General features: G+C 61.6%; 10 protein-coding genes. 7 read left to right on the top strand and 3 right to left on the bottom strand.

From position 1 onward, the window contains the following. Nucleotides 1–8: 8 nt before the first annotated feature. Nucleotides 9–890, bottom strand: a complete 882-nt coding sequence (locus tag VUN82_15120; GenBank protein XAS70448.1) for an aldo/keto reductase — start codon at nt 888–890, stop codon at nt 9–11. 34 nt (nt 891–924) lie between these two features. Beyond that, on the bottom strand, nt 925–1,887 hold the full coding sequence (locus VUN82_15115) for a sugar-binding domain-containing protein (GenBank protein XAS70447.1): 963 nt from the start codon (nt 1,885–1,887) through the stop codon (nt 925–927). Between the two features lie 121 nt (nt 1,888–2,008). On the opposite strand from VUN82_15115, the gene VUN82_15110 reads away from it, so the two are divergent. The 7 genes from VUN82_15110 (at nt 2,009) to VUN82_15080 (ending at nt 12,747) form a co-directional block, all read left to right on the top strand. Beyond that, the gene (locus tag VUN82_15110; GenBank protein XAS70446.1) at nt 2,009–3,793 is read left to right on the top strand and encodes a glycerol-3-phosphate dehydrogenase/oxidase; all 1,785 of its coding nucleotides are present in this window, start codon (nt 2,009–2,011) and stop codon (nt 3,791–3,793) included. 168 nt (nt 3,794–3,961) lie between these two features. Continuing rightward, on the top strand, nt 3,962–4,714 hold the full coding sequence (locus tag VUN82_15105; protein XAS70445.1) for an MIP/aquaporin family protein: 753 nt from the start codon (nt 3,962–3,964) through the stop codon (nt 4,712–4,714). Nucleotides 4,715–4,793: 79 nt separating this feature from the next. After that, on the top strand, nt 4,794–6,308 hold the full coding sequence (gene glpK, locus VUN82_15100) for a glycerol kinase GlpK (protein ID XAS70444.1): 1,515 nt from the start codon (nt 4,794–4,796) through the stop codon (nt 6,306–6,308). A gap of 332 nt (nt 6,309–6,640) precedes the next feature. Continuing rightward, nucleotides 6,641–9,169, top strand: a complete 2,529-nt coding sequence (leuS, locus tag VUN82_15095) for a leucine--tRNA ligase (protein ID XAS70443.1) — start codon at nt 6,641–6,643, stop codon at nt 9,167–9,169. Between the two features lie 80 nt (nt 9,170–9,249). Next, nucleotides 9,250–10,230, top strand: coding sequence for a DegV family protein (locus tag VUN82_15090; GenBank protein XAS70442.1), 981 nt, complete (start codon nt 9,250–9,252; stop codon nt 10,228–10,230). A gap of 62 nt (nt 10,231–10,292) precedes the next feature. After that, a complete protein-coding gene (locus VUN82_15085; GenBank protein ID XAS70441.1) occupies nt 10,293–11,153 on the top strand; it encodes a helix-hairpin-helix domain-containing protein in 861 nt (286 codons plus the stop codon). Further along, entirely contained in the window at nt 11,146–12,747 is a 1,602-nt protein-coding gene (locus tag VUN82_15080; protein XAS70440.1) for a ComEC/Rec2 family competence protein, read from the top strand. The genes VUN82_15085 and VUN82_15080 overlap by 8 nt, the downstream gene beginning before the upstream one ends. 40 nt (nt 12,748–12,787) lie before the next feature. On the opposite strand, the gene VUN82_15075 is transcribed toward VUN82_15080, so the two are convergent. Further along, nucleotides 12,788–13,507 carry a hypothetical protein gene (locus VUN82_15075; protein XAS70439.1) on the bottom strand — a complete coding sequence of 240 codons (720 nt, stop codon included), beginning with the start codon at nt 13,505–13,507 and terminating at the stop codon, nt 12,788–12,790. Nucleotides 13,508–13,606: the final 99 nt, after the last annotated feature.

The raw sequence follows: 13,606 nt of genomic DNA, 5'->3' as shown, positions 1-13,606 counted from the left end.
GGCCGTTCCTAATTCACGTTGTCCGGGTGCGAGCCCGTGCGGTGGTGGCGTTCAAGCGCGGCCATGCCGTCCATGTCTGCTGCCTCGAGTTCGAAGTCGAAAACAGCACAGTTCTCTTTGATCCGACCAGCGGAGCTCGCTTTCGGAATCACGAGGTTCCCAAGCTGGAGATGCCACCGGATGATGATCTGGGCGGGGGTCCTGCCGTACTTTTCAGCCAAGTCCACGATCGCGGGGTCGGCCAGGACCTGTCCACGGCCCAGTGGACTCCATGCTTCGGTTCGGATCCCGAGTTGTTCGTGCAGTGTCCGCAGCCTGGCCTGCTGAAGCCAAGGGTGCAGCTCGATCTGATTAACGGCTGGAACCACTTCGGCTTTCTGCATGAGTTCTTCCAAGTGCCCGGGCTGGAAATTCGAAACTCCTATGGCCCGCACTTTGCCTTCCCTGTAAAGGGTTTCCATGGCTTTATAGGTCTCTACGAAGAGGCCTCGGCCGGCACATGGCCAGTGGATGAGGTAAAGGTCCACGTAGTCCAATCCGAGGTTGGCCATGGATGAATCAAAAGCGCGGAGCGTGGAGTCGTAGCCGTGGTCGTCATTCCAGACCTTGGTGGTGACAAAGACGTCTTCACGGGTCAGGGCGTGCACTGATTCTCCCGAACCACCCGTGCCGAGGTTTGCCTCGTTGGCGTCGCCGATTGCACCACCGATCGCACGGCCTACGCCTACCTCATTGCGATACATGGCCGCGGTATCGAACCGCCGATAGCCTTCGCCGAGGGCGGTGCTCACCAAAGCCTCAGCTTCTTTTGGCGGCACCTTATAGAGTCCGAATCCCAAGCGGTCCATCATCACGCCATTGTTCAGGGTCAGCCGGGCCGGGAATCTCATATCAACGACTTTACCCATTCCGCGGCGGAATGCCTCAGGACTGGCCATTGAAACTCACCAAGCGGCGCGCAGAGGCTTCATCAAGGATGAGGTCCGTGGCAAGTCCGGCTGCCAAGGCGCCCTGCAGGCCGTTGATTTTGGAGGCGCCGGAAACGACGCAAATCCGGCGCCGTACCTGCCGCAATTGTTCATGGCTTGGACCGGTGGACCGTTCGTTCAGCGTAATGCCGTCAGATGATCCATCACTGCGGAAGAAGACCGTGGCGACGTCGCCCACCACGTCGTCGGCAGCCAACATGTTGAGGTCTCGTTCGTCGAGGTAGCCGCCAGCGTACACATGGCTCGGATAGTCCGAATCAACGGATCCAACACCGAAAATAGCGATGCTCATGCGCGCCTGCAGATCCAGGATGCGTTGAACGCTGCGCTCATTCCACATTGCTGTCTTGGTAGCTGCGTGATCAAAAAACGCGGGCACCGGAAATTGTTCCACCCGCGCTCCATAGGCGCTGCCAAAGCGTCGCATGATGTCGCTCGCGTAGGTGATGCCGGTTGTCTGCATGTTCCCGGCGCCGTTGAGTTGAACAACGATGGTGTCGTGCGTGACTTTCCGGGTGAGGTGCCTGCTCACGGCGCTGAGCGTGGCACCCCAGGCAATGCCGATGATGGCATTGGAATCCACCAGCGGTCCGATAGTCCGCGCTGCCTGCATGGCAACGCGGTCCAGCGTCTCCGCCTCGTTCAAGGTGTCCAGCACCGGCACCACGTGGACGTCCACTTTGAATTTGTCGCGGATCTGGCTCTCCAACTCGGGAGCGGTGTCAAAGGGGCTGCGGATCTGGACCTGGACCAGGCCTGTTTCCCGGGCGGAAGACAACAGCCTGGAGACGGTGGAGCGAGAGGTCCTGAGCTCCCGCGCGATCGCGTCCATGGTCAGGTCCTGCAGATAATACATTTGTGCGGCCCGGAGGGCATCCGAGTGACGTGAGCGTCCCATCTCATTTCCTTACTGCACGTTTGTGCAAATAGCTTGACTCCATTTTCCACCTTCGCCAGATTAGTGGTGAAAGGTGCAGCGAACGTAACGCCGCGCACAAACCAAGCCCAAGGGAGCAGTTTTGGGACACAACAGGATTTCCGGTACCTCCTCTGATGCGCACAGGCGTGAATCTGTAACCGCCTTGCGGGAGCGGCCTTCGGCGAAAGTACTCATTATCGGTGGCGGTATCAACGGCGTAGGAACCTTCCGGGACCTCGCCCTGCAGGGCATTGACGTCGCGCTCGTGGAGCGTGGGGACTACTGCCAAGGAGCCAGCGGTGCATCGTCGCACATGATCCATGGCGGCATTCGATACCTGGAGAACGGTGAGTTCCGCCTTGTCCAGGAATCAGTGGTGGAGCGCAACCGTCTCCTTCGGATCGCCCCGCACTACGTCAAGCCGCTGCAGACCACCATTCCTATCTTCAGCACCTTCTCGGGAATCCTGTCGGCGCCCATGCGCTTCCTCACCCACAAACAGGGCAAACCGAACGAACGCGGCGCCTTCCTCATCAAGCTCGGCTTGAGCATGTACGATTTCTTCTCCCGTGACGGCGGCAGCGTCCCCCGGCACCAGTTCCGCGGCAAGGACAAGGCTTTGGCGGAGCTACCCAAGCTGCACCCGGGAATTAAATACGCGGCAACCTACTTTGATGCGTCCGTCCACAACCCTGAGCGTCTCACCCTGGACGTGCTTCAGGATGGCGAGAAGGCCGGACGCGGCGGTGGCCTCCCTGGCGGGACGGCCCGCGCCAGCAACTACGTCTCACTGGTTTCCCTGGGCACCGATGGAGTGCGGCTCCGCGATGAATTGAGCGGCAAGGAGTTCGACTTCCAGGCCGACGTCATCGTCAACACCACAGGCGCATGGGTAGACCTCACCAACCAGGCCATGGGAGCCGCCAGCCAGTTCATGGGCGGCACCAAGGGCTCGCACATCGTGCTGGACCACCCTGAACTGCTGGCCGCCTGCAACGGCCGGGAGATCTTCTTCGAACACACCGACGGACGCATCGTCCTTATTTACCCCATGGGGGACAGGGTGTTGGTCGGCACCACGGACGTCGACGCCGACATGACAGAAGACGCCGTCTGTACAGAATCCGAAATCGACTACTTCTTCGAGCTGATCGGCCACGTCTTCCCGAGCATCACGGTGGATCGTGGCCAGATCGTCTACAGCTTCGCTGGGGTCCGCCCCCTGCCGCGTCACGACGCCACCCAGCCAGGATTCGTCTCAAGGGACTACAGGATCGAGCGCAGCGTCCGCTCCGGCGAAGGTGCCATGGCGACGTCAGGCGGTAAGGCCGCCGTCGTACTCAGCTTGGTGGGTGGCAAATGGACCACCTTCCGGGCGCTTGCCGAACACATGACCAACGACGTCCTGCGCGAACTGGGTCAGGAACGGAAAGTTTCGACGGCGAAACTCGCCATCGGCGGTGGCGCCGGCTTCCCTGCCACGGAACAAGGCGAGCAGGAGTGGATCAAGAAGCACATGGGGCCGGGCTTGGACGCCGATCGCGTGGCTGGGCTCCTGACCCGGTATGGAACGCGGGCAGAGGCGGTCATCGATTACCTCAACGCCGGACACGACTCGCCCCTTCGTTCCACCCGGGAACTCAGTGTTCGCGAGTTGGCCTTCATGGCTGAGCACGAGCAGATCGGGCACCTCGTTGATGTACTCATCCGACGGACGTCCCTGGCGTTCCGGGGGCTTGTGACCGGCGAGTTGCTGAACGAGATTGCTGCAGCATTGGCTGAACCACTTGGTTGGGATGCCGCTGTCCGTGAGGCTGAAATCCGCCACGCCCAGGAAGTCCTGCAGCGGTTCCACAAGGTTGACGTCCACAGTCTCGTAGCCTGAGGACGACTGCACAAAATGCTGACCGTCCACCTTCTCAGAGGGGACGGAAAACGGGGTAGGTGAGCCCCTTGAGGCCCACTACACCGGGGTGGTTGCGGAAAACGGAACCGTCCCAACAGCCTTTTCAACCCGCGAGGAGGCTGACAACAGAAAAATGAGGAGTCAAAGATGTCTCTTGGAATAGTTTTCCTTTCCGAAGTATTCGGAACCATGATGCTGACCCTGTTGGGTTGTGGCGTCGTGGCCAACGTTGCGCTCAAAGGCACCAAGGGCAACAACGGTGGATTCTTGATGGTGACGTGGGGCTGGGGTATTGCGGTCTTCGCGGGCGTTTTCGTGGCCGCAAAGTCCGGTGCGCACCTGAACCCCGCTGTCACCTTGGGCCTGCTTGTGAAAGGAAGCAAGGAATACGCGCCCGATGTCAGCGTGGACTTCGCGTCCACGTTGACGTACTTCGGCGGCGAACTGCTCGGTGCATTCCTGGGCGCCGTTGTTTGCTGGCTCGCTTACAAGCAGCACTTTGATGAGGAGCCGCTGGCAGCCAACAAACTGGGAACGTTCTCCACCGGTCCTGCCATCCGGTCAACCCCGTGGAACCTCATCACCGAAATCATTGGCACGTTCGTCCTGGTCTTCGTCATCCTGACTTTTGGTGGCACCCCCTCGGGCCTTGGGCCGTTGGCTGTGGCGCTGCTCGTGGTCGGTATCGGCGTCTCCGTCGGTGGACCGACCGGTTACGCCATCAACCCGGCACGTGACCTGGGTCCCCGCATCGCACACGCCATCCTCCCCATCAAGGGGAAGGGCTCCAGCGACTGGGCCTACTCCTGGATCCCGGTCGTCGGGCCCCTTGTTGGCGGTACCCTTGCCGGCCTCGTGGGCCTCTGGGTGCCGGCCATTATGCCCTCAGTCGCTGGCTGATTCCTGGACACGCTGTCCTGAACAAATCACTCACACTCATCCGCATACCGTATAAAACCACTGAGACAAGGACGTCACCATGAATCAATACGTCATCGCCATCGACCAGGGCACCACCAGCTCCCGAGCCATCGTCTTTGACCACACGGGCAATATTGTGTCAACGGGACAGATGGAACACGAGCAGATCTTCCCGCAGGCAGGCTGGGTTGAGCACAACCCCGCCGAGATCTGGAACAACACCCGCGAGGTCATTGCCTCCGCCCTGTCCAAGGCGAACCTGACACGGCACGACATCGCCGCCGTCGGTATTACCAACCAGCGCGAAACCGCAGTGGTCTGGGACAAGAACACGGGCGAGGCCGTTTACAACGCCATCGTCTGGCAGGACACGCGCACCCAGCCGATCGTGGACGAGCTTGCCAAGGATGGTGGACCTGAACGGTTCAAACAGAAGGTTGGCCTCCCGCTGGCTACCTACTTCTCCGGGACCAAGATCAAATGGATCCTGGACAACGTCGACGGCGCCCGCGAACGCGCCGAAGCCGGTGACCTGTTGTTTGGAAACACCGACGCCTGGGTTCTCTGGAACCTGACTGGTGGAGTCGACGGCGGCGTGCACGTCACCGATGTCACCAACGCGTCGCGCACCCTGTTCATGGACCTTGAGACGCTGCAATGGGACCAGGAAATCCTTGATGTCTTCGGCGTCCCGGCCTCCATGATGCCCGCCATCAAGTCCTCCTCCGAGGTCTACGGACACGTCCACACCTCCCAGTTGCTCCGGGAAACTCCGGTGGCCGGCATCCTCGGCGATCAGCAGGCAGCAACGTTCGGCCAGGCAGCATTCCAGGCCGGCGAAGCGAAAAACACCTACGGCACCGGCTGCTTCCTGATCTTCAACACGGGCGAAGAGATCGTCCACTCGAAGAACGGCCTGCTCACCACTCTGGGATACAAGCTGGGCGACAACAAGCCGCACTACGCACTTGAAGGCTCCATCGCCGTCACCGGCTCATTGATCCAGTGGCTTCGTGACAACCTCGGCATGATCAGTTCCGCTCCGGAGGTCGAAGACCTGGCAGCCGCAGTGCAGGACAACGGAGGCGTCTACATCGTCCCGGCTTTCTCCGGCCTGTTCGCTCCGTACTGGAGGGCTGACGCGCGCGGCGCCATAGTTGGCCTCACCCGCTTCGCCAACAAGGGCCACATTGCGCGTGCGGCCCTCGAGGCAACTGCGTTCCAGACCCGCGAAGTACTGGACGCCGTCAACGCGGACTCGGGGGTTCCCCTCACCGAACTGAAGGTCGACGGCGGAATGGTCGCCAACGAGGCACTCATGCAGTTCCAGGCCGACATCCTCGGTGTACCCGTAGTCCGCCCGAAAGTGGTTGAAACCACGGCACTGGGCGCTGCGTACGCCGCCGGCCTGGCTGTTGGATTCTGGAAGGACCTGGGCGAACTCAGTGCCAACTGGGGCGAGGACAAGCGCTGGGAGCCGCAGTTGCCCGCAGAGGAGCAGGAGCGCCAGTTGCGGCTCTGGAAGAAGGCCGTGACAAAGTCCATGGATTGGGTCGACGAGGACGTTAAGTAAGGCCAGCGACATGACGCCTTAGCTGTTATGGGGGCCCCGCCCGCTACGCGGACGCCCGAAGCCGCTCCCGGGCCCCCATAACAGCACGGCGTCAATTAAGCCGGCCTTCTGTAAGCCGGCCGCTGCGCCGCCAACCATGATTTGTCGGCGAGTGGAAGGATGATCGTGCGCTATTGTAGATCTATGCGTGCGATCCTTCTGCTTAGCTAGCCGCCCGGCCATCAACTGCCGAGCGGCCGCCCCTCCATTGTCGAGGGGCTTTTGTGTGTCCGGGGCTTACCGGGGGCGCAGCAGGAGGCAAAACCGCCATCGAAGAACAGAAGAGGGCAGCAGTGAGCGTTCAGCCGGAGACAGAGACCGGAACAGCACAGACAGCCGCAGCTGGAGCGCCTGAAGAAGGTGTCTACAGCTTCGCCGCGATGGAAGCCAAGTGGCCGCAGGTCTGGGAAGACCTCAAGGTGTTCACCCCGCTTGACGACGGTTCGCGGGAGCGTCGCTACGTGCTGGACATGTTTCCCTACCCCTCCGGTGACCTTCACATGGGCCATGCCGAGGCCTTTGCCATGGGCGATGTCGTCGCACGTTATCTGCGCCAGAGGGGCTTCGACGTCCTGCACCCCATTGGCTGGGACTCTTTTGGCCTACCTGCTGAGAACGCGGCGATCAAGCGCAACGCCCACCCCAGCGAGTGGACCTACGCCAACATCGATACCCAGGCAGCGTCATTCAAGCGCTACGCCATCTCGGCTGACTGGTCCCGGCGCCTCCACACATCCGACCCCGAGTACTACCGTTGGACGCAGTGGCTGTTCAAGCGCTTCTACGAGCGTGGCTTGGCGTACCGCAAGGACTCGCCCGTTAACTGGTGCCCCAAGGACCTCACCGTCCTCGCGAACGAGCAAGTCGTTAACGGTGCCTGTGAACGCTGTGGCACTCCTGTCACCAAGAAGTCGCTGAATCAGTGGTACTTCAAGATCACCGACTACGCCGACCGCCTGCTCGAAGACATGGACCAGTTGCAGGGCCATTGGCCCGAGCGCGTGCTGGCCATGCAGCGGAACTGGATTGGCCGCTCCGAGGGCGCTCACGTCCGCTTTGTCATCGAGGCGACCCAGGACAGGGCCGAGCGCGAAGTCACAGTCTTCACCACGCGTCCGGACACCCTCTACGGCGCGACCTTCTTCGTTGTTGCTGCCGATGCACATTTGGCCCTTGACCTCGTCACGCCTGAACATCATGACGAACTCATGGCTTACCGCGAAAAGGTCAAGGCCCTCTCCGAGATCGAGCGCCAGTCCACAGAGCGCGAGAAGACCGGTGTGTTTACCGGACGCTACGCGATCAATCCGCTCAACGGTGAGAAGCTCCCTGTGTGGGCAGCCGACTACGTTCTGGCCGACTACGGCACCGGAGCCATCATGGCCGTTCCCGCGCACGACCAGCGCGACCTCGATTTCGCCAAGGCTTTCGGCCTGCCCGTTCGCGCCGTGCTGGATACCGGCGATGAAGACCCCGCCGAGACCGGGGTTGCCACCGCGGGAGAAGGAACGCTCAAGAACTCAGGCGAGCTGGATGGCCTGCCCAAGTCCGAAGCCATCTCGGCTGCCATCGGCATCCTGGAGAAGCTGGGAACCGGCGAAAAGTTCGTGAACTTCCGCCTGCGTGACTGGCTGTTGAGCCGCCAGCGTTTCTGGGGTACGCCCATTCCGATCATCCACTGTGCCGAATGTGGTGAAGTGCCCGTCCCGGACGACCAACTCCCCGTGAAGCTGCCCGAGAACCTGCGTGGCGAGGCGCTGGCACCGAAGGGAACCTCCCCGCTGGCTGCCGCCGTCGAATGGGTCAACGTGGAGTGCCCCAACTGTGGCCGCGCAGCCCAGCGCGATACCGACACCATGGACACTTTCGTGGATTCGTCCTGGTACTTCCTGCGTTTCGTTTCGCCGGACTACACCGAAGGTCCCTTTGATCCCGAAAAGATCAACAATTGGATGCCCGTCGGCCAATACGTGGGCGGCGTCGAGCATGCGATCCTGCACCTGCTCTATGCCCGCTTCTTCACCAAGGTCATCAAGGACATCGGCCTGATTGAGGCAAGCGAGCCCTTTAGCGCGCTGCTCAACCAGGGCCAGGTCCTCAACGGTGGCAAGGCCATGAGCAAGTCACTCGGCAATGGCGTGGACCTTGGCGAGCAGCTGGACAAGTTCGGCGTGGACGCCGTACGCCTGACCATGGTCTTCGCCTCCCCGCCGGAGGACGACGTCGACTGGGCTGACGTTTCGCCGTCCGGCTCGGCCAAGTTCCTGGCCCGTGCCTGGCGCCTCGGCCAGGACGTCAGCAGCGAGCCCGGCGTCGATCCTGCCACCGGCGACCGCGCCCTGCGAACTGTCACCCACAAGACGATCGCGGATGCGGCTGAACTGCTGGACAACAACAAGTTCAATGTCGTGGTGGCACGCCTCATGGAGTTGGTCAACGCGACGCGAAAGACCATCGACTCCGGAGCAGGCGGAGCAGATCCCGCCGTGCGTGAGGCCGTCGAGGCCGTTGCAGTGATCCTGAGCCTTTTCGCTCCCTACACGGCAGAGGATCTCTGGAACACGCTGGGACATCCTGCCTCAGTGGCCAATGCCGGCTGGCCGAAACACGACGATGCCCTGCTCGTGCAGGACACCGTCACCGCCGTTGTTCAGGTACAGGGGAAGGTCCGCGACCGGTTGGAAGTATCGCCGGATATCAGCGAGGACGAACTCCGCGAACTCGCACTCTCGTCCGAAAATGTTCAGCGCGCCATGGATGGCCGTGGCATCCGCACCGTGATCGTCCGGGCGCCTAAACTGGTGAACATCGTCCCCGCCTAAACGAGGCACTTAACAAGGCATCAGGGACTTTACGGCCGCCGGCATTGTGCCGGCGGCCGGTCACCTTTGTTGGAGGTTGCGTGCCCGAGCGAGAACCACCTGCCTGGATATGGCTCAAGGAACGGCTGTCCCGCCTCCGGCAGCCCGCGCTCCCGGTTCCAGTCGCCGATGAGGCCCTTCCCGCTGTCGTAAAGACTGCTGTAGTAACAGATTCTGCAGCTGCCCTGCCGGCTGACTGGGTTGCAGCATTTGCTGCGGACGGCCGTCTGGCCGTCGTTCCCATGCCTGTCATGGTGGGAAGCGAGATCTATGGTGAGGGCGAAGACGATATCACCGAGACGTTGGCCGTTGCCTTGGCATCGGGTGCATCAGTGAAGACGTCCCGCCCCTCACCCGGTCAGTTTGAACAGGCATATCGCGCCGCTCAAAGTCGCGGCTTCGAAGCGGTAGTGTCGATCCATATTTCCTCTGAATTGTCAGGAACCGCCGATGCTGCGCGCTTGGCTGCAGCTCGGGTTGATATCCCCGTGGAGGTGCTCGACTCCCGCACCGTCGGCATGGCACAAGGCATGGGTGTGCAGAGCGCGGTAGTGGCAGCGGCCGCTGGCCAGTCCGCAGCTGAAGTTCGTGCTTTCGCGGAGAAGCGCATGGAGCGAACCAAGGTTTATTTCTACGTTCCCAGCCTTGAGCAGCTAAGGCGCGGGGGACGCATTGGAGCGGCAGCATCGCTGCTGGGGACAGTGCTGGCCATCAAGCCAATACTCGCGGTCGACGGCGGCAGGATCGTTCCGTTGGAAAAGGTCCGTTCCGCTGTCCGGGCCGTTGCCCGGCTCGAGGAGATAGTGGCCGCTGATGTTGCTTCAAGACCTGCTGGTCAGCAACGGTTGGCGGTTCATCATTTCGGTAACCAGTCAGAGGCCGAATCGTTGGCAGAACGGCTGCGCGATAAATGCCCGAACTGTCCACCCGCGCAGATCAGCGCCCTGCCGGCAGTCCTCGCGGCGCACGCGGGTTTGGGCGTTCTGGCGGTGATCGTGGGGGAGAGCAGTACGCCCACGTGAGCTTATCCACATAGGCTAAGAGCCCCACTGAGTTCCCATCGCGTCGGTCGTAGGCTCGAATCATGCCACGCTGGAATCGGGATGGATCCCCAGACGCCGCAGCGCTGGCAGCCAGGCGACGCTTTGCCTCGGGACTGAACCCTCCAGAGGGTCCCGCTCCCTTGCTTTCCATCCCTCCATTGGACCAGGCCGTTCCGGACGAAGTGACTACCGATCTCCTCCATGGTCAAGAGACGATGACGGCGCGGACTCGGTGGCGAACGTCGTGGAGGGTAGCGGTTGCCGTTTTCGTTGTTGGTGCAGCATGCGCAGCATGGTTCCTTATTCAGGCGACTACTGGCCAGCCCACTATGGACCCCTTGAGTCAGTCGGTATCGGCTGGAACAGTGCCCGAGGGTGGGGAGCCTGAATCGACTCGATCGGCGACGCCGCCACAAGACATGAAGATGCTGTTGGTCCACGTCGCCGGGGCAGTGCAGAAACCCGGTGTCGTTTCGCTTCCCGAAGGAAGCCGGGTCTTTCAGGCGATCGATGCTGCGGGCGGTGCAACTGCCAGCGCTGACCTAAATGGTCTCAACCTCGCAGAAGTAGTCACAGATGGGGCAAAGATCCATGTTCCTGCCGCGGGGGAGGCGTCAGGGGGAGGGACGTCTCAGGAAACCGGACCCGCGAACGGCGCAGGTGGGCCAGCGGAAACCAAGGCAAGCCCGGGAACCGGAGGCACAAAGGTCAACATCAACACTGCCTCCGTGGAAGAGCTCGGGACACTGCCCAGGGTGGGTCCGGTGACTGCCCAGCGCATCGTGGATTGGCGCAAAGAGCACGGTGCGTTTGCCTCAGTGGATGAGTTGGATGCCATTGACGGCATCGGGCCCAAGCTTATGGAGTCGCTCCAGGATTTGGTGACGGTGCAGGGTGGTTGAGGATTCAGAACGCGATCGCTTGCTGAGGCGTCTGGATCTCCGGTTGGTTCCTGCCGTGCTTCTCACGTGGGTCGCTGCACTGGCTGGCAGTGTTCTCACAGCCGCGTGGTCGGCGACTGTTGGCGCAGTCCTTGCCGCTGCCGCCACCGCCTTGCTGTTTCATTCGCGTCTGCGGGCAACCGGGGCCTCACGTGCCAGGACAGTTCCGGCTACTCTCGCCTTGGCCTGTGTACTTGGTGCTGTGGCGGCTGGGCATTGTGCTTTGGCTGCCGGAAAGCGGGACCAAGGTCCCCTCGGGGCCGTCGTCGACGCCGACGCCGGTGTGGTCATCCAGGTCCGGGTCACAGGCAGCCCTTCTGCTGTACCGCAGCCCGGGCATTCCGGCAATACCCGATGGTCCGTTCCGGCGAACCTGGTCAGCCTTACCACCGAAGGGAACGTAATTCGCGGTTCTGCCTCTCTTATCGTCATTGGTGACGATGCGTGGCAGGACATACGCCCGGGACAGCGTGTGCGAACAACTGGCACACTCAAGGAAGTTCGGCCCGGACAATCAGAAGCGGCGATTCTCACAGCCTCCACCAAACCGGTTGTGTTGGGCTCCGCCTTCGACCTGCAAGACTCGGCCGCCAAGCTGCGCGAGCAGTTACGCGATGCCGCAAGTTGGTTGCCTCCCGATGCTGCGGGGCTGCTGCCAGGCATGGTGACCGGTGATACCAGCGCTCTTCCGGAGAGCCTGGAAGCGGACATGAAAACGACCGGAATGGTGCATTTGACCGCGGTCAGTGGCGCGAATTGCAGCCTCATTTTGGGCGGCTTCATCCTGCTTGCGAGATGCCTCAGACTGGCGCGTCCTCCGGCTGCCGCCTTTGCGGGATGTGGCCTTGGTGCCTTCGTAGTCTTGGTGGGACCGGAGCCCAGTGTCCTGCGGGCAGCCGTGATGGGATTTGTCGGGATGGCTGCGTTGACGGGCGGGTTGCGGGGAAGACCGCTAACTTTCCTATGCCTGGCTACCGTTGTGCTTCTTTTGCTGGATCCCACGCTTGCCAGCAACTTTGGCTTCCTCCTCTCCGTCCTGGCTACGCTTGGCATCGTGCTGCTTGCCAGCCGTATTGCGTCGTGGTTTCCTGGCACCATTCCCAAATGGTTGGCTGTGGGTGTGTCGGTTCCGCTATCCGCGCAGGTGCTGTGTGGACCGGTCATCGCGGCACTCCAACCGCAGTTCTCGCCGTATGCACTCATTGCAAACGTGATCGCTGGTCCGCTTGTGGCTCCCATAACGATTCTGGGGACTCTTTCCGTGCCGCTCTCCGCGATCCATCCCTTGGCAGCGGCGATTCCGATCGCGCTGGCGGGTGGCTGTGCCAGTGGTGTGGCGGGCATAGCGCGGTTCTTTGCCGGATTACCGGGCGCGGCGCTTCCCTGGGCAGAAGGACCGGCAGGCATCGTTGCCATGTCCATCTCTTCGGTGGTTACCGTACTCGTCGTCTGGACAGCCCTGCATCCTGGCGGCGTGCTTCTGCGGATGAGGGTCCTTCATCACCGGGTGATGGTTGTGTTGGAGCGGCTGGACAACATCGCACGGAGGAAGTAGCGCGCATCATGGTTTTCCTGATGCCGCCGCTTGTGGTCCGCTACTTGATGAGTGCCGCTGCTTGATCCATGAGCGCACCTGCAGCGGCGGCACCCGTTGCATCAGCGTTCTGCCCTGACGCTGTAGCGGTAATCAACACTCCGTCCTTCACGGCGTAAGCGATAAACGTGGACTGCGCCCTGCCATCGGGCAGGCTGATGGCTGTCTTGTACGCCGCGGCGTCAGGCACAGAGCTGACGCCCTCCGCCGGCTTCGTTGTCATGGTCATTGATTGCCCCGCCATGGAGAGTGTGATGTTCTCGCAGGCTGCTGCTTGGGACTTGTTGTTCTGGACCGTATTGCGCAGTGCGTCTGCGTCCACACCAGAGGTCAGGGTTACACCCGTCATCACGCCACCGGCAGTGTCAACTGATGCCCCTCCTGCCGTTGTGGATCCGGCAATGGTCTCCGATGAGCCGAGGGCGCCAAGTGCCTTGCATTCCGCGGGCTCAATGGTCATCAAGGCCAGTAGTTCCTTCATCGGGTTCTCCTGGCTGGACAGTTCCTCGCCGGAGACCGTGGTCAGGCTGGTGCCATCAGCCGCCTTGATCTGCTTGACCAAATCCAGTAGTTCCCCGTTGCTGTACTGTTTCGCCTGTGCTGCCTTCTCACTGGGCTGAGCGGAAGCTGTGTCCGGCGATGTTCCAAGGTCTGAGCATGCACCCAGCGCCATTCCAACGAGTGCTACGACCCCGAGGCCCAGCAGCGATTTCTTGTACATCGGTATCCCCTTACAGGTGCCTGTGGCAGATTTCTTGCTGCCGGCTAACACACACCTAGTAGGAAGATTGTTCGAATCGTGCCGCAGGCGGAGGGAAGG

The organism is Micrococcaceae bacterium Sec5.1 (genome assembly GCA_039636795.1).
GTDB lineage: Bacteria > Actinomycetota > Actinomycetes > Actinomycetales > Micrococcaceae > Arthrobacter.
Note: the sequence above shows the minus strand (reverse complement) of the source record. Positions and strands in the feature narration are given on the sequence as shown.

What these genes read in the sequence shown, in the direction of transcription:
- VUN82_15120 (XAS70448.1), bottom strand. Translation starts at nt 890, where the DNA reads ATGAGATTCCCGGCCCGGCTGACCCTGAACAATGGCGTGATGATGGAC.
- VUN82_15115 (XAS70447.1), bottom strand. Translation starts at nt 1,887, where the DNA reads ATGGGACGCTCACGTCACTCGGATGCCCTCCGGGCCGCACAAATGTAT.
- VUN82_15105 (XAS70445.1), top strand. Translation starts at nt 3,962, where the DNA reads ATGTCTCTTGGAATAGTTTTCCTTTCCGAAGTATTCGGAACCATGATG.
- glpK (XAS70444.1), top strand. Translation starts at nt 4,794, where the DNA reads ATGAATCAATACGTCATCGCCATCGACCAGGGCACCACCAGCTCCCGA.
- VUN82_15085 (XAS70441.1), top strand. Translation starts at nt 10,293, where the DNA reads ATGCCACGCTGGAATCGGGATGGATCCCCAGACGCCGCAGCGCTGGCA.
- VUN82_15075 (XAS70439.1), bottom strand. Translation starts at nt 13,507, where the DNA reads ATGTACAAGAAATCGCTGCTGGGCCTCGGGGTCGTAGCACTCGTTGGA.